16 protein-coding genes and 4 pseudogenes are annotated in these 22,071 nt (G+C 41.4%); all 20 read left to right on the top strand.

The window, feature by feature from the left end:
* The first annotated feature begins 322 nt into the window (after positions 1-322).
* Positions 323-666, top strand: a pseudogene (locus DXA18_RS01275) (DUF6075 family protein).
* Positions 667-678: 12 nt separating this feature from the next.
* Complete coding sequence (locus DXA18_RS15735) at positions 679-852, top strand: hypothetical protein (protein ID WP_004611644.1); 174 nt, start codon at positions 679-681, stop codon at positions 850-852.
* A gap of 2 nt (positions 853-854) precedes the next feature.
* The gene (locus tag DXA18_RS01280) at positions 855-1,640 is read left to right on the top strand and encodes a ParA family protein (RefSeq protein ID WP_118382342.1); all 786 of its coding nucleotides are present in this window, start codon (positions 855-857) and stop codon (positions 1,638-1,640) included.
* Positions 1,630-2,535, top strand: a complete 906-nt coding sequence (locus DXA18_RS01285) for a ParB/RepB/Spo0J family partition protein (protein ID WP_118382343.1) — start codon at positions 1,630-1,632, stop codon at positions 2,533-2,535. The genes DXA18_RS01280 and DXA18_RS01285 overlap by 11 nt, the downstream gene beginning before the upstream one ends.
* The gene (locus tag DXA18_RS01290) at positions 2,516-3,757 is read left to right on the top strand and encodes a DUF6017 domain-containing protein (protein WP_118382344.1); all 1,242 of its coding nucleotides are present in this window, start codon (positions 2,516-2,518) and stop codon (positions 3,755-3,757) included. Before DXA18_RS01285 ends, DXA18_RS01290 begins: the two co-directional genes overlap by 20 nt.
* Positions 3,754-4,077, top strand: coding sequence for a DUF6050 family protein (locus DXA18_RS01295; RefSeq protein ID WP_009461707.1), 324 nt, complete (start codon positions 3,754-3,756; stop codon positions 4,075-4,077). The genes DXA18_RS01290 and DXA18_RS01295 overlap by 4 nt, the downstream gene beginning before the upstream one ends.
* Before the next feature lie 74 nt (positions 4,078-4,151).
* Positions 4,152-4,295, top strand: a pseudogene (locus DXA18_RS17235) (helix-turn-helix domain-containing protein); the annotation flags it as partial.
* Positions 4,296-4,299: 4 nt separating this feature from the next.
* Positions 4,300-4,593, top strand: coding sequence for a hypothetical protein (locus tag DXA18_RS01300; protein WP_243006994.1), 294 nt, complete (start codon positions 4,300-4,302; stop codon positions 4,591-4,593).
* 178 nt (positions 4,594-4,771) lie between these two features.
* The gene (locus DXA18_RS01305) at positions 4,772-5,389 is read left to right on the top strand and encodes a sigma-70 family RNA polymerase sigma factor (RefSeq protein WP_009461705.1); all 618 of its coding nucleotides are present in this window, start codon (positions 4,772-4,774) and stop codon (positions 5,387-5,389) included.
* A gap of 16 nt (positions 5,390-5,405) precedes the next feature.
* On the top strand, positions 5,406-5,849 hold the full coding sequence (locus DXA18_RS01310; protein WP_118382346.1) for an RNA polymerase sigma factor: 444 nt from the start codon (positions 5,406-5,408) through the stop codon (positions 5,847-5,849).
* A 618-nt stretch (positions 5,850-6,467) separates the two neighbouring features.
* Positions 6,468-12,387 (top strand): annotated as a pseudogene (locus tag DXA18_RS17240) (SpaA isopeptide-forming pilin-related protein).
* A 74-nt stretch (positions 12,388-12,461) separates the two neighbouring features.
* Positions 12,462-12,608, top strand: coding sequence for a hypothetical protein (locus tag DXA18_RS15740; RefSeq protein ID WP_199665526.1), 147 nt, complete (start codon positions 12,462-12,464; stop codon positions 12,606-12,608).
* A gap of 245 nt (positions 12,609-12,853) precedes the next feature.
* Positions 12,854-13,372 carry a PcfB family protein gene (locus DXA18_RS01330; RefSeq protein ID WP_118382349.1) on the top strand — a complete coding sequence of 173 codons (519 nt, stop codon included), beginning with the start codon at positions 12,854-12,856 and terminating at the stop codon, positions 13,370-13,372.
* A 50-nt stretch (positions 13,373-13,422) separates the two neighbouring features.
* The gene (locus DXA18_RS01335) at positions 13,423-16,443 is read left to right on the top strand and encodes a DUF4368 domain-containing protein (protein WP_442873201.1); all 3,021 of its coding nucleotides are present in this window, start codon (positions 13,423-13,425) and stop codon (positions 16,441-16,443) included.
* Positions 16,440-16,784, top strand: coding sequence for a TnpV protein (locus tag DXA18_RS01340; protein ID WP_002593326.1), 345 nt, complete (start codon positions 16,440-16,442; stop codon positions 16,782-16,784). Before DXA18_RS01335 ends, DXA18_RS01340 begins: the two co-directional genes overlap by 4 nt.
* Before the next feature lie 215 nt (positions 16,785-16,999).
* Positions 17,000-18,964 (top strand): DUF1430 domain-containing protein, encoded by a 1,965-nt coding sequence (locus tag DXA18_RS01350; RefSeq protein WP_118257624.1) that lies wholly within the window; start codon positions 17,000-17,002, stop codon positions 18,962-18,964.
* A pseudogene (locus DXA18_RS01355) lies at positions 18,961-19,568 on the top strand (ATP-binding cassette domain-containing protein). The gene DXA18_RS01350 and the pseudogene DXA18_RS01355 overlap by 4 nt, the downstream one beginning before the upstream one ends.
* A gap of 382 nt (positions 19,569-19,950) precedes the next feature.
* The gene (locus DXA18_RS01365; protein WP_002593329.1) at positions 19,951-20,310 is read left to right on the top strand and encodes a DUF3847 domain-containing protein; all 360 of its coding nucleotides are present in this window, start codon (positions 19,951-19,953) and stop codon (positions 20,308-20,310) included.
* Positions 20,276-21,772, top strand: a complete 1,497-nt coding sequence (mobQ, locus tag DXA18_RS01370) for a MobQ family relaxase (protein ID WP_055060300.1) — start codon at positions 20,276-20,278, stop codon at positions 21,770-21,772. The genes DXA18_RS01365 and mobQ overlap by 35 nt, the downstream gene beginning before the upstream one ends.
* Positions 21,769-22,071, top strand: a complete 303-nt coding sequence (locus DXA18_RS01375) for a hypothetical protein (RefSeq protein ID WP_006875985.1) — start codon at positions 21,769-21,771, stop codon at positions 22,069-22,071. The genes mobQ and DXA18_RS01375 overlap by 4 nt, the downstream gene beginning before the upstream one ends.

Raw genomic sequence — 22,071 nt, forward strand, 5'->3', positions numbered from 1 at the left:
CACACTATTTCCAAGTGTTTATAAGGTTTTCAGGGCTTTTTTTATTGCCAAAGGGAAAAAGGGCAATATATCATTAAAGACCGTCTAAAACCGTCTAAAATCACATCAAATTGAGTATTACACAACATGCAAATCGAGTAAAATGTATATCCACAATCTTCAGCGAAGTTTACACAAATTACTGGAATATTTAAAAGCACCCTAAAAGTTAAAGCTATCAGGAGGGAAAAATATGAATAACACAGCGTTAAGAGCAGAGAAAGAAATCACAAACACAATTATCTTCAGAAACGAGAAACACAAAGACTTTTATCAAACATATATGAAAAAATGCCGCCGCCAAGATGTGTATCACAAAGCCTTGATTTATTGTCTTGGGATTAGTGAAGATACAAGAGTCAATATAGATTGTATTTACGATTTGAGAACAGGATATGTAAAAACAGAATGCCTCAAGAAGGGTGGCAGACCAGTGGCAGCGTAAGGATTGTCCGTATGGCTTTTAATTTATACTGTAACGGTACACCGAGCGTATATGACTATGAAAGTGAAGAAGCGAAATTACAGGAGCATGCAGGATATACACCGGAGGAGTTATTTTGCTGTGGGTATGCGAGATACTTTTGGGAGGCAATAAAAATTCGTTATCCGGAATATTGCTTTTAGAGGAGAAGGGGCATGTTAAAAGTCAGAGTTCAGGGAACAAAATCAGATATTCGATGGTTTCGGGAAAAGTTGGAGCAGCACCCTCAGATAGCGGTGCTGCAGGTATCTGACCTGTTTTCCAATAAAGGAACTACAAAATATTTTCGTATGTACGCAGAGATAGAAGAAAAGAAAGGCGGAAGATAAGTATGTGTAAAGTAATCGCAATCGCAAATCAAAAAGGTGGAGTCGGAAAGACAACAACTTGTGTCAATTTAGGGATTGGCTTAGCAAGAGAAGGAAAAAGAGTTCTTTTAATAGAAGCCGATGCACAGGGAAGTATGGCTGCAAGTTTAGGGATACAGGAGCCGGACGAGTTGGAAGTTACCTTAGTAACAATCATGGAAAAAGTAATCAATGATGAAGATGTTGAACCAAATGAGGGGATTATCTGGCATGATGAAGGCATTGCCTTTATTCCAGCGAATATTGAACTGGCAGGATTGGAAACTGCACTGGTGAATGTTATGAGCAGGGAAATGATATTAAAACAATATCTTGATACGGTAAAGGCAGAGTATGACTATATTCTGATTGATTGTATGCCGTCACTGGGAATGATCACAATCAATGCACTGGTAGCGTCAGATTATGTGCTGATCCCAGTAGAAGCAGCGTATCTTCCGGTAAAAGGACTTCAGCAGTTGATTAAAACGATTGGGAGAGTACACAGAAAATTAAATCCTCAGCTTTCTATCATGGGAATTTTATTTACAAAGGTTGACCGAAGAACAAATTTTGCAAGAGATATAGCTGAACAAATCCGGCAGGTATACGGGACAAGAGTACATATTTTTAAGAATTGTATTCCTCTGTCTGTTCGGGCTGCAGAAACAACAGCAGAAGGAAAGAGTATTTATCTGCATGATCCGAAAGGGATAGTAGCAAAAGGATATGTTTGTCTGACAGAGGAGGTGCTTGCACATGAGGAGTAAGAGCGCAGAAAAAGTAAAACTTTCTTCTTTTGATGATCTGTTTGGTAAGGAAGAACCAGTAAGTGGTGAAGTAGTTACTTCTGTTCCGATTGATTTACTGCACCCATTTAAAAATCACCCGTTCCATGTGCTGGATGATGAAAAAATGGAAGAAACCGTAGAGAGCGTCAAGCAATACGGGATTTTGATGCCGGGGATTGTCCGCCCTTATCCAGATGGCGGATATGAGGTAGTAGCAGGACATCGCAGGTGGAGAGCCTGTGAACTTGCCGGGTTAGAAGAAATGCCTGTCATTATTCGGGATATAGATGATGATACTGCGACGGTGATTATGGTGGATACCAATATCCAAAGAGAGGATATTCTGCCAAGTGAAAAAGCATTCGCTTATAAAATGAAGTATGAGGCGTTGAAACATCAGGGAAGTAAAGGGAAAAAATATACTGCTGAAATGGTAGGAGAAACAGCAGGTGACAGCGGAAGAACCGTTCAGAGATATATTCGTCTGGCAAATTTGATCAGCGGACTATTAGACCTTGTTGATGTGAAGAAAGTCCCTATGATTGTAGGAGAAAAACTGTCTTATCTTACAAGAGAAGAACAGGAGCTTGTTTTGGAGGCAATGAGAAATTGTGAAATTATTCCAACAGCAGCACAGGCAGAAGCAATCAAGATGTTTAGTGAAGAGAAAAAACTGGACGGAAATGCCATATATGGACTGCTATTAAAAAAGAAAAATAGCGGGAATGGAGTAACGATTTCAGCGAAGAAAATCAGCAGTTACTTTCCACCTGCGTATACAAAACAAGAGATAGAGAATGTAATTTATACCTTGCTGGAAGAATGGAAAAATGGCAGAGAGGAGGAATTGGAGCATGGAGAAGATACAATTTGATTATTATAGGGGAATGGAGGCAGAGCAGTACAGTTTTTACCGTGTTCCTAAAATTCTGTTCACTGCAGAATGCTTTAAAGAGCTTTCTTGTGAAGCAAGGGTACTCTACGGTCTATTATTAGACCGTATGAGCCTCAGCATGAAAAATCATTGGCTGGACGAAGAAGAACGGGTATACATTATTTTTACTGTAGAGGAAATTGCAGAATTATTAAACTGCGGAACACAAAAAGCGGTAAAATTGTTGAAAGAATTGGACAGTGAAAAAGGGATTGGATTGATTGAAAAAAAGCGTTTGGGACTTGGCAGACCAAATGTAATTTATGTGAAAAATTTCTTGGTTCAGAAAAATGACGAAGAAAATGGGGATATGCCTGATTTGCAGAATTGTGAAAATCACAATTCAGGAGTTGTGAAAACCACAATTCAGGAATGTCCAAAATCACAATTCAAGAATGATGAAAATCACAATTCAGAAGATGGGGAACCCATAGACATAGGAGCAGAAGAATTGGAAAAGGAGCCATATTTGAACGGTGAGAAGGAAATTTTAGAAAATATGGAGATAAAAATGCAGGAAAATGAAGAAATTGGAGAAGAAAACTTCCAGAATTGTGAAAATCACAATTCAAGAGTTGTGAAAACCACAATTCAGGAATGTCCAAAATCACAATTCAAGAATGATGAAAATCACAATTCAGGAGTTGTGAAAACCACAATTCAAGAATTTCCAAAATCACAATGTAATAATACTGATATTAACAAGACAGAGAATAATGAAACAGAGAGTAGTAGTATCCTATCAAATCTTATCTGTCCGGAAAAAGAAAAAACGATAGATGAGATTGAGCAGAGGAATACATACCGGGAAATAATTCGGGAAAACATTTCGTATGAGTGTTTCCGGAATGATACCCCACATGCAAGAGAAGAAGTTGATGAGTTGGTGGAATTGATGGTAGAAGTTATGGTAATGCCGGATCAGGGAAAAATTCGGATTGCCGGAGAAGATAAATTAGTATCACTGGTAAAAAGCCAGTTTATGAAATTGACACATGCCCATATTGAGTATGTCTGTCTTTGCCTGAATAAAAATACAACGAAAGTCGGGAACATTAAGTCCTATCTTTTAACAGCACTTTATAATTCCGTTTTGACAATCAATCATTACTATCAGGCAGAAGTAAACCATGATTTATACGGAGGAGGATGGGGAAAATGAGGCAGGAAATTTTTTGCCGTATGATTTTTGTGACAGAGGTGTTATTGTGGACAGTGATTTTTTATCCATTTTGTGTAGAAGGAGGAAACTGTGATTATTTAAAGTTATGGATACTGGTAGGGATTCCTTTTGGAATCCGTAAGATGCAGATATGGATTGTTCCACGAAAGAGAGATGTGGGAAGCACGATTGCCATGTTGGTGTTTCAAATGCTGATTGGAGGCATAATAGGGGGAGTTGTATTAGTGTGGAAACTTTTTTTATTGTTTGTTTTTATGGTATTACAACTTTATAAAGCAATAAAAAAGTTGATAAAGTAGAAGATGATAAGAGTTGAGCATGTTTGGCAGCCTGAAAATGGCTGCCTTTTTGCGTTTTGGAACTTTACGACATCATGGCGCAAGGTAAGATTTTGGAAAAGAAAGGAGGGACTATTTTGGGGAACCGGGCAGTATCACAGGAGTTAATCATCTTAGGAAATCGTATTCGGGAGTGTCGGAAGGAAAGGGAATTTTCACAGGAAATTCTTGCTGAGAAATCCGGTGTCAGTACCAATACGATCAGCCGTATTGAAGGGGGACAGATGGCAATGTCAGTGGGAATTTGCAAAAATTGTAAAGGCTCTTGGGGTAGATGCAAATACGCTGCTTGGAGTAAGCACAGAGGTAAATGAAACAAAGATATGGGTATCTGCATTTTCCAGCAGAGTACAGGAATTGAAGGAAAATGAGCAGGAGATTTTAAAGCATACCATGAATGCCTTGATCGAAAGTATGGAGAAAAACCGTTTAAAAATTTCTACGGATAAGAGTAGTCAGGTTCTACACACCCGTTGAGGAAAATAGTAAGCGAAACTGTTACACTAAGCGTAAGAAATCCAGTAAGTGAGAAACAGAGGGCTATGGAAGGTTCCAGTCCCGTTAAAAAAAACGGGTATGTCTGGGGCTGTTTTCTATTGCCTTAACACACATTCAATCTGGTATTTCTGGCTGCCCGTTGAAAGGTGGTCAGAATATGCTTACATTAGCGGAATTAAAACATTTCATGCCGGTTCCAGTTCTGGAAGAAAATTACCCAACTGCAAAGTATTTAAAAACACATGGCACAATATTTGTGTCAAAAAGCATTGCTACGAATGTAAAAATTTCCGTTTATCAAAATGGATATGCCCTTTATGAAATATCTGGTCTTGCAACGGTATTTCCTATTTGGGATTGTCAGAATTATCGCTATGAGATGGAACAAAATGAAATTTCAGAGCAATGGTTTGAAAAAGAGGCTTGGTATCTTCGCTTAATTTTAGAGGGTGAAGATCGTATCAATCGAAATCTGGAAACAAGGCAACAGAGAAAAAGCATTTCTTATAGTGCAGTTTCAGAAGAATGGGGAGTTTTGGGTTCTTTAGAAGCAACTGTTTTGGAAACAGCGATAAGGAAAGAAATGATACAGGAATTACTTGGATTACTGACAGAACGGCAGAAAGAAGTAGTTTTCGAGTATTTTTGGGAGCAGAAATCTCAAAGTGAAATTGCAGAAAAACTCGGTGTTTCTCATGCCGCCGTATCAAAAATCCTGACAAGAGCAGTCACACGGCTTCGTAAAAAATGTATGGAATGGAAAGAGGCTGTATAAGAGGAGGAAAAACTGAATGCGAGGGAAAAAGCCAAAAGAGAGAAAAAGCTATGTATTGAGAATGCCCGACGGTTCACTGATTGAAGTGACCAGAGAAGTATACTTAGAATGGTATCAGTCCAGACGAAAAGAAAGATACCAGATGGAAAGGCAGAAGAAACAAAGGGTGTGTAGTTTAGAGGCACTGAATGGATACGGAGATTTGGAAGAAGAAAAATATGATACAGAGGAAACGGTACTTTGTAAGTTGTATGAAGCAAAAGTACGGGAAGGAATAGCCCGGTTGGCAAAGGAAGATGCCCGTTTGATTTATTTGCTATTTTTTGAAGAAGTGACAATCAAAGATGCAGCTCAAATTATGGAGTGTAGCCGGAAGACTATTTATAATCGAAGAAAACGTATTTTGTCAGAACTGCGTTCTATTCTACATAATTTAGGAATTGTAGGCGGTGCTTTTTAAAAAAGGGTGACTTTGCGACAAGATGTCGTAAAGTCATTCTTTTTCAGTAGATTGATAACTTATGTGAGGAAAAGTTTTTCGCTTTCCGTTGATTATTTGATGTTTCAAAGAAAATATCATATCTGGAGTACGTTCAAAGTATCCAATATCTTTTTTCCAGCTTACTCCACAAGAACAGTGTTTCAGCCCAATGAATTGTTGTTTCATTTTTCGTCCACAAGCGGGACAAGATCGTTGGCATTTACCCATGATAGCTCCTTTTTTATTTTATTATAGAATACATATCTTGAAATTACGAGGCATTTCGGAATAGAAAATAAAAAAGTTTTTCTGAATGGTTAAAAAATCCCTTTTCTAATATGCGATTAGTGAAGGGGTAACACAAATCTTAAAAAAATCCCTTTTTTGTACCTTGAAAATTGAATTGCCTGTCCAAAGTGATACCGGATATTGAGTGGGCATTCTGCCTGCCTTATCAGAGAAAACGCTGCGAAAGGAAAGTTGGAGTAGGAACGGATTTGGAAAGAGAACAGGCAGGATTTAGAGAAGGGAGTGAGTTGGAAAAAAGAAATAAAAGATACAGTATCAGTAAAATATAGAAAAGAGGCAGAGAAAAGTATGAAAAAAGCAGTAAAAAGAATTTTCTCAGGCGTACTTTCGGCACTTACAATCTTAACCTCTGTTGTGCAGCCGATGACAGCGTATGCAGGAGAAACAAATCCAAAATCTTATGAAATGGAATATCCTGCGCTGGAACAGGTAAAAACGCAGCTTCAGGAAGATGAGATTGTAACTGTGCAGGATTATGAAGTGGAAAAAGGTAGTGACTTTGATATAAAGACTGATTTTTCCGGCATGAAGTTTCATTCTGATAAAGTCAAAGTGACATTTTATGAAGCGAAGAATCAGAAGGGACAGGAGTTTCATACAGACCATGCGGACACTTATCAGGCAGTATATTTTGTAGAGCCGGTTCGGGAGGCGCCGAATTATCATGTGATTAGAAATATTACAGTTACTGAGTGTAAAGAAAAAGAAAATCCGTCACCGTCAAAAGAGCATGGAAAACAGGAGAAAAATTCAGAAGAGGAAGAAGAAGCGTCGCAAAAAGAGGAACAGATTTTAACAGAAGATGAATTTTCACAGGCACTTGAGGAAAGCAAGAAACAGGATACTTATGATGAAGAATCCGGGTTAGGTCTTTACGATGTGATGGCACAGGCAGGGGAACAGGAGATTGATCTTTTTCAGATGAAAGAAGGAGAAACGGTTACTTTTGTAGCAAATGCTTCCGATCAGGCAGTAAGGGCAACACAGACAGTTACAATCACAAAAGGTCCGTTATATCGTTATCAGGATTATGATTTAGGTACTTATGTGACAGAGCCTTATTTTATTTCTTATGGAAATGTCCATGCCACTGCTTATTGTATCCAGCCGTCTTTGCCGGGACCGGGAACAGGTACTTATACAATTACAAAAATTGAGGATAATCAGGCACTGGCAAAGGTCTGCTATTATGGGACAGAAGCGGCAGGAAAAGAAAGTTATTTTGCAAAACATCATAGTGATTTTTCAGAAGGAAAGCGGTTTATCCTTACGCATATAGCGGCAGCGTATGCCTATGGAAGTGCAGATGCCTTTTATGGAGCAAATGAAACAGCAAAATCTTTGGCAATGGAAATCTACAATTATTGTGTAGGAAAGCCGGAAATTCCAGAGGTTTCCATGTCTTTTTCTAACAATCATGTGAAGGCATTTCAGGAAGGGCAGGAACAGCGGACAGAGGATATTACATTTACTGCAGATTCTTTGCAGTCCATTACCATGCAGCTTCCAAAAGGAGTTGTATTTCATAACCTTACAACTGGAAAAAACAGCGCTGCCGGAGCAAAGGTAACACTTTCGGGCGGAACGAAGTTTTATTTAAGTGCGCCGCTTACACAGACAGAAGATGTGGAAGGTTCTTGGACAGCAACCATGCAGGGAAGTATTACAAAGGATTACTCTGCATATAAACTGACAACAAATGACAGTGTGCAGGATTTGGCATTTGTATTTGGAGAAGGAGTGGAACAGGAACAGTACGTTGAATTTTCTGTAGAGTGGCTGAAAAATGCGAAAATAGAACTTGTTAAAAAAGATCAGGGCAGTCAGAAGAAAATGGAAGGAGCGGTATATGGTGTATATCGTGATGAAGATTGCACAGATTTGATTGTAGAAATGCCTGCAACGGATAAAAAAGGTGCTTCCAGTGTTACCATAGAAAAGACACAGGATACCGTTTACTTAAAAGAAATTTCCGCACCACAGGGATATGTGCTGGATACAAAATCCTATGGCGTGAAATTGGAAGTAGGAAAGACGGTACAGATAGAAGTTACGGATCGGGAGCAGCTTGCATCTTTAACTGTTTACAAAGAAGGAGAAGTTCTGACAGGCGCAGAGGTTACGGAAGAAGGGGTGACCTTTTCTTATACAAAAGAGAAACAAGAAGGTGCTGTGTATGATGTTTATGCAGAAAAAGAGATTATCCGGGCAGATGGAACAGTTGCTTATAAAAAAGGTGCTGTGGTGAAAAAAGGACTAAAAACAGGAGAAGATGGAAGTGTTACACTTTCAGAACTTCCTCTTGGTACTTATAAAGTAGTAGAAGTAAAAGCACCTGAAAATTTTGTATGCAAGGGAGAAGCCAGACAGTTACCTTGTCCTATGCAGGACAGAATGAAGAAGTTGTTTTTGAAACCGTAACATTTGTAAATGACAGGCAGAAAGCAAGTGTGTCCGTAAGAAAAGAGGATCAGGACACGGAAAACCCACTGGCAGGTGGTATTTACGGATTATATACGGCAGAAGACGTCTATGGAAAGTCTGGAAAACTGCTGGTAGAAAAAGATACTTTGATTGAAAAAGTTACAACGGGAGAAAATGGAACAGCCAGTTATCAGGCAGACCTTCCCATTGGATATACTTACTATATCAAAGAATTGCAGGCACCCGCTCAGTATGTAAAAAATGAAACCGAGAAGTTTTCTTTTCATTTTCAGTATGTAGAGGGAGAAGAACAATGTTCTTTTTCTCATACGTTTCAAAATGAGAGGGTAAAGGCAGAAATTGTTTTGGAAAAAGAAGATGCTGAAACTGGAAAAACACCACAGGGAGATGCGTCTTTAAAAGGGGCTGTATATGGACTGTATGCCCGTGAAAATATCGTGCATCCAGATGGGAAAACCGGAGTTTTGTATCAAAAGGACGAACAGGTAGAGACTTTAAAAACCGATGATACAGGCAAAGCAGAAGTAAAGGACTTGTATTTAGGAAATTATTATATCAAAGAGATTACTCCTCCGGCGGGTTATCTGCTAGATGAAACGGAGCATGATGTGGTATGCGATGCTGAAGGTGATACCGTTGCTATTGTGAAGAGAAGTTGCAATGTAAAGGAACAGGTAAAGAAACAGCCATTTCAGTTAATTAAAGCCGGAAACAATGGAAACACAGATGCAGAACTCTTAAAAGGAGCAGGTTTTCAGGCATATTTGGAATCTTCTTTAAAGAAAAAAGAAGATGGAAGCTATGATTTTGCTTCTGCAACTCCCGTAGTAATTGGCGAAAATGGAGCAACAGAATTATTTACAGATGAAAGAGGGTATGCTTGCAGTATTCCGCTTCCGTATGGAACGTATGTGGTCAGGGAAACAACAACACCGCCCAATTATAAACCCGTAAAAGATTTTATTGTCCGAATTACGGAGCATAAGCCGGATACACCACAGATCTGGAGAGTTCTTCTGGATAAAGAGTTTGAGGCAAAGTTAAAAATCGTAAAAAAGGACGATGAAAGTAAAAAGCCTGTACTGAAAAAGGGGACAGAGTTTAAGGTATATGATTTGGACAGAAAAAATATGTGGAACAGGTTACCACCTATCCCACAACGGTAGTGCATAAGTCTTATTTTACAGATGAAACCGGGTATTTAATTCTTCCGCAGAATTTGGACGCAGGACATTATCGTATTGAGGAAGTCACAGCACCAGACGGCTATACTCTGAATGAAAATTATTATGAAGTTTCGGTAGCTTCTGATACAGCGTATCAGATGGACAGTGTTTCGGGAGATGTCCTGATTGAAGTGGTATATGAAAATCACCCGGTAAAAGGAGAACTGCAGATTGTAAAAAAAGGAGAAACCTTAGAATCCTTTGACAAAGATTTTTCTTATCAGGAAATCAATCTTTCCGGTGCAGTTTTTGATTTGTATGCGGCAGAGGATATTTATACTGCAGATGCTCAGAAGGACGAGCAGGGAAACCGGATACTGGAGTATGCAGAGGGGACGAAGATTGCTACCCTGACAACAGATCAGGAAGGAAAGGCAAGTGTGTCAAATTTACCACTTGGAACGTATGAACTGGTAGAGATCACAGCACCCGAAGGATTTGTGAAAAATCCAGAGCCGCAAAAAGTGACATTCAAATATGAAGATCAGAACACTCCTGTAATTGAGCAGGAAGTCCTGTTAAAAAATGAACGTCAGAAAGCAAAAATTTCCGTAGTAAAGCGAGATGCAGAAACAAAAAAAGAAATAAAAGGTGCAGTCTTTGGATTGTATGCGAAAGAAGATATTCAGGTGGGAAATCAGACTTTGGTAAAAGCGGATACACTGATTGGGAAAGCCGAAACAGGGGAAGATGGAAAGGCGACATTTTCTTTTGATCTGCCATTTGGAAACTATTATGTGAAGGAACTGGAAGCGCCAGCGGGCTATGTATCTTCGGAGCAAGTACTGGATGTTGAATTTTCCTATCAGGGACAGGAAATTGATGTGGTAGAACTTACATCAGAATTTTTAAATCAGCCGACAAAAGTTTCCATTACTAAAGTTGATACTGCAACAGGAGTTGAGCTTTCCGGGGCAACCCTTGTGGTGCTTGATAAAAACGGGGAAATGGTAGACGGTTGGAAATCGGTCAAAGGGGAAGAGCATGTCATTCGTGGACTACAAGTTGGAGAAACGTATACTTTAAGAGAGGAAACTGCCCCGTATGGTTATCTGAGGGCAGAGGAAGTTTCCTTTACTGTGAAAGACACGGAGGAAATTCAGAAAGTGGAAATGAAAGATGATGTGCCGACGGGAAGTATTCTGATTAACAAAAAAGGTGAATTTTTAGAAAAGGTATCAGTCTTTGAGCAGATTGGAGGCTGGATTTCCCATGTATTTGAATACCTGTCAGGCTCATTGAAAGAAGTTACTTTTGCAGTGTATGCGAGGGAAGATATTCCGGCGGCAGATGGGGAAAGCAAGGATTATTATAAAAAAGATGAATTGGTAGCGGAGATTACCACAGATCATACAGGTGTTGCAAGAATTTCCGGTTTGCCACTTGGAAAATACTATGTAAAGGAAAAGGAAACAGCACATGGATTTGTACTGGATCAGGAAGCCAGAGAAATTGACCTGTTGTATCGTGATCAGGAAACAGCAGAAATTACATATTCCGCAGACTGGCAGAATAAACGCCAGAAAGCAGAAGTGACTGTGTGGAAGAAAGAAAAAGATGCAGACCGTATGCTACAAGGTGCAGTATTTGCCCTGTGTGTCAAGGAAGACATAAAAAATGCACAGGGAAACGTAATCATGAAGGCAGATACCGTCATTGAGGAACAGGCAACAAATGCACAGGGAATGCTGCGTTTCGAGGCAGATTTACCAGTGGGATATACTTATTATATCAAAGAAACAGCTCCGGCACCGGGATTTTCTATGACCGGAGAGAGAAAAGAATTTACTTTTGATCCAGAAAACAGTGAGGAAGCGTGTGTATCTTATGAATTTACTTTTGAGAATGTACCGACAGTGGTAGAATTTACGAAAACTTCTCTGACAGATGGAAAAGAGGTAGAAGGTGCAAAACTTCAGGTAAAAGATGAGCAGGGAAAGGTCATTGACGAATGGATTTCTGTAAAAGAACCACATATTATTAAAGAATTGGTGGCAGGTCATACGTATGTGCTGGAAGAAACACTTCCGGCAGATGGTTATGTAACAGCGGAAAGTATTTCTTTTACTGTTGAAGATACAGGAGAAGTCCAGAAAGTGGAAATGAAAGATGATATTACGAAAGTCGAAATTTCTAAAACGGACATTTCAGGAAAAGAGCTTCCAGGTGCAAAATTAACGATTTTGGATCAGGAAGGAAATGAAGTAGAAAGCTGGACGTCTGGTGAGAAACCTCACTATATTGAGATGCTTCCAATCGGAAAGTATACGCTTCATGAAGTGTCTGCACCGGACGGGTATCTGGTAGCAGAAGATATTATTTTTGAAGTAAAAGATACAGGGGAAATCCAGAAGGTTGTGATGAAAGATGAGAGGAAGCCTTCTGAAAATGTGGAACAGCCACAGGAATCAAAACCGACAGGAAATGCCCCCAAAACAGGAGATACCAGCCATGTAGAATTGTGGGTGCTGTTATCTGCAATGGCAGTGTTACTGGCAGGTTCTTCTTATTACTGGATTAAGAAAAGGAAAAAATAACATGGGAGTTTCCCATAACTGGAAAGGCGGTCACGGAAAAGCTGTGGCTGCCTCTTTTTAAAGGAGCAGAAAACATGGTAGGAAAAATAATTTTTGGAGCTGCTGTTATTTTGACATTTGGCTTATATTGTTGTGTCCGTGTAGGTGGTCAGGCGGATCGCCAGATGGAAGAAATGTTGCAAAAGAAAAGGAAGGATCAGGAAAATGGAGAAAGCGGATAAGAGAAAATACGCAGAGGACAAACCTTTGGTGTGTGAGGACTGTTATTTTTGGAGCAGACGAAAAAATGGCTGCACCAGAAAACAGTGCTATTATCTTCTCCCAAAACAGTCAGAGAAAGATACGAAAAAAGCAGGACAATGTGTGGGTTGCCCTTATGGAAAACATTCTCCTTGTATTGGATACTGTTTGCAGAAAATTTTACAGGACATGAGAAAGAAAAAATGAGGAAAGGAAGAAACAGCCTATGCAGGACGAAGTCAATGAGAAAGTTGTGTCCCTGTGTATTCGTGGAGGAAAAATTTCTGCACAGATTTTAAAAAGTGCATTATTAAAAACTTTGACAAAGCTGGAACAGCAGAAATCCCAGAGGAAGCAAAAGAAAGGAGTATCTAAGGAAGAAAAAAATTTGGCAGTTTATAAAGGAAAACAAAGCATGGAGAAACTCAAGAAGCAGAACTGTGAACTTTCCAACATTGAGATTACAGACGGAAATATTAAATCCTTTGAAAAGTATGCCAGAAAATATAATGTGGACTATTGCCTGAAAAAAGACCGTTCTTCCGAACCGCCCCGTTATTATGTGTTTTTTAAAGCCAGAGATGTAGATTCTATGACCGCAGCATTTAAGGAATATACAGGCTGGAGCATGAAGAAAAGTAAAAAAATATCAATACGGAAAAAACTTTCCAAAGTGAAAGAACGACAGGCACAACAGCGAGAAAGACAGAAAACAAAGAGGAAGGAGAGGGATACTGCACGGTAAAAAAGAAAAAACAGAAAAGAGAAAATCCATTCCCAAAAGTATGGAAAAAACTGTGGCAGGATATAAGTGGAACACTGTCAGAGGTAGATAAAAAGAAGCTGTTTCTTACCAATCTGCCCTATGTGATTGTATTTTATGCAGTAAATAAACTGGCATGGCTTTATCGGTATTGTCAGGGAAATTCCTTACTGGAACGATTGAGTGTTTTGGTGCTGTATATATCACTGGCATTTGAAAATATGTTACCAAGTCTGGTATTTTCTGATATAGGAGTGGGACTTGCAGGTGCAGTTTTATTAAAAGGGATTGTCTATGTGAAAGGTAAGAATGCAAAGAAGTTCCGTCAGGGAGTGGAATATGGTTCTGCCCGCTGGGGGACAGCAAAGGATATTGCACCTTTTATGGATTCTGTATTTGAAAACAATATTATTCTGACACAGACAGAAAGACTTACCATGAACAGCCGCCCGAAAAAACCAAAGTATGCCAGAAATAAAAATGTCATGATTATCGGTGGCTCCGGTTCAGGTAAGACGAGATTTTATGTGAAACCCAATTTAATGCAGATGACACCAAATGTCAGTTATGTAGTGACTGATCCGAAAGGAACGATCTTGGTGGAATGTGGAAAGATGCTGCAAAAAGGGACACCAAAAATGAAAGATGGAAAGCCGGTACTGGATAAAAAGGGGAAAGTAATCTACGAACCGTACAAAATTAAGGTTTTAAATACAATCAACTTCAAAAAGAGTATGCACTATAACCCGTTTCGCTATATACGCAGTGAAAAAGATATTTTGAAACTGGTCAATACGATCATTGCCAATACAAAAGGTGATGGGGAAAAATCAGGAGAAGATTTCTGGATAAAAGCGGAGCGATTGCTGTATTGTGCTTTAATTGGGTATATCTATTACGAAGCGCCGGAAGAAGAACAGAATTTTTCCACGCTTTTGGAATTTATCAATGCTTCTGAGGCAAGAGAAGATGATGAAGAATTTAAAAATGCAGTTGATGAACTGTTTGAGGAACTGGAAAAGGAAAAACCAGAGCATTTTGCAGTCAGACAATACAAGAAATATAAGCTGGCTGCCGGTGTTGTATGCTCTAAAAGACTTCTTAATCAAGCGGTTGGGAAGTCTCTTAGAACACACAACCTAAAACCGAAGAAAGGAGCGCAAGTTATGAGAAAAAACGAGAAAATCACAGCTCTGTACGAACGACTGAGCCGTGATGACTTTGGCAAAGATGATGACCAGCAGCGTGAGAGCAATTCCATTTCCAATCAAAAGGCTATGTTGGAGGAGTTCGCCGCACGGCAGGGGTTTACGAACATTGTCCATTTCACGGACGATGGCATTAGTGGTACTTGCTTTGACCGTCCCGGATTTCTGGCAATGATGAAAGAGGTGGAAGCCGGGAATGTGGAGTACCTGTGTATCAAGGACATGAGCCGCATGGGTCGTGACTATCTGAAAGTCGGTCAGATTATGGAAATCCTGCGTCAGCGTGGCGTGCGACTTATCGCCATCAATGACGGCGTGGATAGTGCCAGAGGTGACGATGATTTTACCCCTTTCCGCAACATTATGAACGAGTATTACGCCAGAGACACCAGCCGTAAAATCCGTTCCACTTTCCAGTCCAAAGGCAAGTCCGGCAAGCACCTCACAGGCACGGTCATTTACGGCTATCTCTGGAACGAAGCCAGAGACCAATGGTTGGTTGACCCCGAAGCCGCTGATGTGGTCAAGCGCATCTTTGCCATGACGATTGAGGGCTACGGTCCGTATCAGATCGCCAGCAAGCTGAAAGAAGAAAAAATCCTCATTCCGTCCGCTTACCTTGCCCAGCACGGCGAGGGTGTGAATAAAAACAAGACTTTCAAAGATGTGTACGGCTGGGGTTCTTCCACCATCTGCAACATTCTTGAAAAGCGTGAATATCTGGGACACACCATCAACTTCAAGACTCGAAAGCACTTCAAGGACAAGAAAAGCCATTATGTCCCGGAGGACGAATGGACGATTTTCGAGAATACCCATGAAGCTATCATTGACCAGCAGACCTTTGACCTTGTGCAGAAAATCCGTGGGAATGTCAGACGCTACCCGGACGGCTGGGGCGAAGCAGCTCCCCTCACAGGCTTGCTTTATTGTGCCGATTGCGGCGGCAAGATGTATGTCCACCGTACCAACAACGGCAAGCGTATTTCTCAATATACCTGTTCACAGTACACCAAAGTTCCTTGCGGAACGCTCTGCAAGACCCAGCACCGTATCAACGAAGATGTGGTACTGTCCCTTGTCTCGGAAATGCTGAAAGCCATTGCCGATTATGCGAAGCATGACAGAGCCGAGTTTGTCCGTGTGGTGCAGGAAGCGCAGTCCAGCCAGCAGACGGCAGAGGTTAAGAAACAGCGGATACGCCTTGCCACAGCAAAGCAGAGAGTTTCCGAGCTGGAAGTCCTGCTCTGCAAAATCTATGAGGACAACATTTTAGGCAAGCTGTCCGACAGCAGATACGCCACTCTGGACGCTCAATACGAAAAGGAACAGTCCGAGCTTACCGCTGAAATCTCTGTTCTGGAAAAGGCTGTCAAGAGCTATGAGAAGCACGAAAAGGACGCTGACCGTTTTATCGCTCTGATCGACAAATATGAGAACTTCGACAAGCTGACCATTGCCATGCTCAATGAGTTTATCGAGAAAATCCTTGTGCATGAGCGTGACCGCAAAGGCAGTATACAGACCACACAGGAGGTCGAGATTTACTTCAATTTTGTTGGGCGATTCGTTCCACCGGCGTTTGGAGAAGTGGAGCTTACCCCGGAGGAATTAGAGGAAATCCGCAAACGTGAGGAACGCAAGGACAGGCTTCATCAGAACTACTTGAAGCGGAAAGCCAGCGGAGCGCAGAAGCGATACGAGGACAAAATCAAGAAGCGGAAAAAGGCAGAAATCGAAGCCAAGAAAGCCGCCATTCGTGCGGAGGACATTGCAAAGGGCGTGTTCGTCCCTGTCAGCAGTTTACCGCAGAGAGAGCCGATGAAAGGAGTACAAACAGCATGAATATCACTTACACACAGAACGGCGATTATCTTATCCCAAACATCATTATCCGCAAGACCAAGCCCCTCGGACACTACGGCAGACTTCGCAAGGCGTATCTGGAAATGCACCGTCCGATACTGTTCAATGAGCTGGTGCTATCCGACAAGCTCTTTGAGCATTGCGCCGAGATTGACGAAACAGCACGAAACCGCATGGAGCTGATCGTGCGGTCACTGGCAGAGCAAAACGGCGTGACCGAGCAACTGAAAGCCGAAAACCAAATGGAATGGGTGCGGCAGATGAACGCTTGCAAGGCACAGGCAGAGGAGATTGTGAAAGTGGAATTGATTTATGATTGAGCGAGGAAGTCCGGGCAGAAAACTGTTCGGACTTTTCTCATGTAGTCCAAAGTTGCGGTAGAATTGTTCACGAGTTTTATGGTATAATTTATGCGAATAAAGAAAACGGAAAATTAGAATCTAACAAGAGAATGTGGTTGTATGAAAAAATCCATATTAGTATTTTGGGCAATCGTGTGTCTGTTACCTATTCAAAGGAGGTTTAAGAATTTTAAATGAAACATATAAGAAATATATTGCTGTTGATTACGATTATTTTTGCTTTTGTTATGCAAGCTGAAGTATATCAAAATATGCTCTGGAACTTTAATGGTGCTTATTATTTATCGTCCAGATACACAACTACTAATGACGATATGGATTCATTTTTAGCCAATGCAGAAGATACAGCTGAGAAGCATGGTGTTCATATTTTTTCGACTTTTAATCAGAGAGTTTCTAATTATCAGACAAGACTTTATATTTATGGTGATGATACCGTTGTTCGGGATAGTCTTAAAAGCACAATGGATATTGAGGAAAAAACATATACGGCTTTGATAGGTGGAATCACCGTAATAGAATTTGAAGATTTTAGAGAAGCAAAAAACACAGGCAATGGACAGGAAATAATGGTCAGCTATATCGGTGATGATGATGACATTATTGCCACATATCAAGATTTGGCAAAAGAATATTCTATATCGCAGCCAGAGTTTTGGCAATCAACCGAAACTGATATGATGTTCATTGTTTGGGGCCTGGTTGCCATATTGATGATTGTACTTAATATGATTGAGGTGATACGCAGGCAAAAGGAAGTAGTTGTACGAGCTTCTCTGGGCGAAAATGCTGCTGTGATTGCTCTAAAAGCTGTAGTGGCTGATATGATTTCATATGCTGCATTATTCGTCTTAGCAAAGTTGCTTGTTTCTCAATTTATATCGGGAGCGTATGAAGATCATCTCATTTTGGCAGTGTATTGTGCCGGAGCAGTTCTTTCCGTAATTCCTTATGCTGCTTTTGTCCGCTTTGATGTAAAAAAAGCCTTTGCCAATGCTTCAGATAAAAAAGGTATGTTTTATCTTCTGAACGGTCTTAAAGTATTTGCTACTGCCATGACAATTTTTACAATAACTACAAATCTCAGTAGCATTCAAGGTAATTTACTTACAAACACTACTCTTTTAGAAAATCATTATAATGATTATTATTTTGGAGTTATGCAGATTGAACCTCCTTTTGAAGAAAATGAGGAGGAATCCAAAGAGAGCAAATTTTGGAATGACCTTTACGAAAATGAATACAACACGATAAATCCGGTGGTCTGCATAGGCAGCCGGATAAGCGATACGGATAATTATATTTTTGTAAATCATAATGCCAGAGATATGCTACAAGGGTTTTCTGATATGCTTACTGAAGATGATGAAAAAGAGGATATCGTGGTCTTCGTGCCAAAGGGAAGAAATGCGGAATCATACAAAGATATCGCAAAAGAGGAAATTGGCTCTCTTACCCAAAATGCAGAAGAACTGCGTGTTGTTTATAAAGAATATTCTGGCAGAGAGCAATTTTATTATCTCAATTCGAACAGAGAAGAGGCTATTGACGGATTGTCAAGAGCAACAAATCCGATTGTTATTTATCAGGCAAATGAGGCTGTTGCTTTGAATGGAAGTTATATCGAAACAGGAACATATAATGGTGAGGTGATCTACGGATGCGATGAAAGCACAATTCGTAATGCTGCGAAAAAATATGCAGAACAGCTTGGTCCACACTATTTTATGCTGACGAATGTCGGGGAGGATTATACTTATAGTCATAGTTTTCTCGTGAAACTGATTGGCTTTATAAGCTCTCTTTGCGTATTAGTATTGCTGTTAGATATCGCTATCATCATATCTGAAGTGAAAATGGAATTTAGACTTAATGCGATGGAAATCTCCCTCAAAAAGGTTTTGGGCTATCGCTTTTATGAAAGGCACAAAAGATTTATTTCCGTTAATCTCTTAGAAAATATAGCCGTTGTGATATTGATTTGCATTGTTTCGCTTTTTATATCTAACGCAAGTGTCGGGATTGCTTTACTGGTTGGAGCATTGCTCACCATTATTGAAATGGCAATCATTTTCACAAATGTTATGTGGGTTGAAAAAACAAATATCTCAAAGTCCTTGAAAGGTGGATGTTTATGATTATAATTCGTGGCTTAAATAAAGCATTTGGAGAGAAAATAATTTTCTCCAACTTTAATTTGGAAATTCCGGATGGAAGTTTTGTAGTAATCAGCGGGGATAGCGGCAGTGGAAAAAGCACTTTGCTCAATATGATTGGTGGTATCGAAAAGCCGGATAGCGGCAGTATCATAATCGAAGGGCTGAATATTACCCGGCTTAAAAATAAAAACAGTTTTTTGCGGATACAGTGGGGTTTCTTTTTCAGAATTTTGCACTGCTTGAAAATAAGACAGTTAAAGAAAATTTAAGTTTGATTAAAAAATCAAGCCGAACTAAAGTATCACTTAAAGAAGCTCTTAATCGTGTGGGGTTATCAAAGGAAGTTAACAAAAAAGTTTATCAGCTTTCCGGTGGTGAACAACAGAGAGTTGCTTTAGCTCGTCTTATGATGAAAAAATGTTCTGTTGTTTTGGCAGATGAACCTACTGGCTCACTTGACAAGAAAAATAGAGATATTGTTATGAGGTTATTGCACGAACTCAATGAAGAAGGTAAAACGGTTATCATTGTTACCCACGATCAGGGTATTATTGAAGATGAACCTTATGTTGTGAAAATCTGAGAGTACCTCTTAGAAATGTCTTGATCTACATTTTATGTAATTTGGGTCAGAAGAAAATCCCTTTAGGAACTAAAGGGCGCACTTCTATACTCTCCTATCGGGAGTATGTGCGTCCTGCGGAGCTTCATTCCCGGTCAGCAGAGAAAAACTGCTTGACCGAAAATGTTTCGTCACTTCGTTCCGTCAAGGGAGCTACACTCCCTTGCGACGCTTGTGCGTCTATCCCTTGTGGACTTGCCGTCCGCAAACAGCATGAAATGCTGTTCGCCGCCAGCAAGTTTGGAAAAATAAATACCGAAAATCAGACCGTTGACTGGTCGCAATGTGCGAAAAGTTGACGGTCTTTTTTTATCCCAAAAATCAAAAAAGGAGGTCAATCACAATGACAAAACCGAAAACCCTCGATCAGCTTCGAGCCGAAAAGGAACGAGCTGAGACGCAGCTTGCACAGGAGAAGCACAAGCTGGAGCGTCTGGAGAACAGAAAGAAGTATCTGGAGAAAGGCGAACGCACCAAGCGCACCCACCGCCTTTGCAATCTGGGCGGCACGATTGAGAGCCTTGCCCCGGAGGTCAAAGATCTCACACGCACCGAAATGACAGAGCTGATGGAACACATCTTTTCTCTGTCCGAAGTCCAGCGAGCCGTCCGGCACATGGCGATTACTCACACCAACCAAGCGAACAGAGAAAAGGAGCTGAAAGCCGATGGCACTATTTCATCTGAGCGTCACGCAGACTAAGCGAAGCGCAGGACAGTCCGCTATTGCTTCTGCCGCCTACCGTGCCGGGGAGCGATTGTATAGCGAGTATTACGGCGAATACAGCGACTACACCCGCAAGGGCGGCGTGATCTGCTCTGACATTTTCCTGCCGTCCCATGCACCGCCCGAATACGCAGACCGCCAGACCCTATGGAACGCCGTGGAAAAAGCCGAGCGTGGAAAGAACGCCCAGCTTGCATACAGCTTTGACATTGCCTTGCAGAATGAATTTTCCCTTGAGGAAAACATCGCTCTTGCAAGGCAATTTTTGTTGGAGAACTTTGTGAGCCGGGGCATGGTGGTTGACTTCGCCGTACACCAGCCAGACCGGGAGGACGGCGGCATACCAAACCCGCATTTTCATGTGCTTTGCCCCATCCGCCCCATCGAGCAGAACGGCAAATGGGGACTAAAGCAACGCCGGGTGTATGAGCTGGACGAGGACGGCAACCGTATCCGGGACGCAGACGGAAAGTTTGTGTTCAACGCCGTTCCCACTACCGACTGGGGCAGTCCCGAAACGCTGGAATACTGGCGGCAGACATGGGCGGAGCTATGCAATGCCAAGTTTGCGGAAAAAGGTATTGATGTTCGTATCGACCACCGGAGCTATGAGCGTCAGGGCGTGGAGCTTCTTCCCACCGTCCACGAGGGCGCAACCGTCCGGGCCATGGAGAAGAAAGGCATACGCACCGAGAAAGGCGAGTTCAACCGCTGGATCAAAGCCACCAATGCCGTTATCCGTGACATCAAGAAGAAAATCACTCTCCTGTTTGATTGGATTGCCGAAGCAAAAGCGGAGCTTGCCAAGCCGCAGGCACCCGACCTTGTTTCTCTGCTGAACGCCTATTACACCAGCCGCAGAGCCGGGGCATATTCGCAGAAAGGCAAGGTCAGCAACCTAAAGGAGATGAACGAGACTTTCAATTATCTCCGGGCAAACGGCATTTACTCCCTTGAGGATTTGGAACGCCGTGTCAGCGAACACAGTGCTGCCACAGAGAGCTTGAAGAAAACGCTGGACGAACAGACCGCTCGAATGAAAGCGATTAAGCGGCTCTATGACAGCTCTGCTGCTTTCCAGAGCTTGAAGCCTGTCTATGACGGCTTGCAGAAAATCAAGTTTGAGAAGCCCAGAGCCAAGTACAAGGCAGAGCATGAAACGGAACTGAAACAGTTCTACGCCGCCAGACGCAAGCTGACCGGAGAATTCCCGGACGGCAAGGTGGATATGAAAAAGCTGACCGAAGAGTATGACGAGCTGGAACAGGCGCACAACACCACCTATGGCGAGTTTAAGACCGTCAGAGACGATTTACACCGTCTTTGGAAGGTCAAGTCATGTGTAGATACTGCCGCCCGATTTAACGAGCGTACAGAGGAACAAATGCTCCAAAATCGACCCCAAACACGACAGAAAAAGGAGGATATGACACGATGAAAAAATACGACTGGAAGAACGAGTACAACCCCATCCGCAGAACGGCAAAACGCCTTTTGAGCGGAGAACCTTTGACCGATGGCAGACCGCTTTCCGACCTGATCGAGCTGGACGAACACACCCGGAAATGCCTTGCCTTTGAAGCCACCCTCACCGACCGCCAGATTGATATGTTGCAGGAGCTGGGCTATCTGCCTGTTATCATGAGACAGTACGGCGAGGAATGTGCGAACTGCCCCTACACGCTGGACGAGCGTGAGCATGGCATTTGCAGACGATGCGCTGTTTTCAAGAAGTAA

Source organism: Dorea sp. AM58-8 (assembly GCF_003464045.1).
GTDB classification, from domain to species: Bacteria; Bacillota; Clostridia; order Lachnospirales; family Lachnospiraceae; genus Claveliimonas; species Claveliimonas ammoniilytica.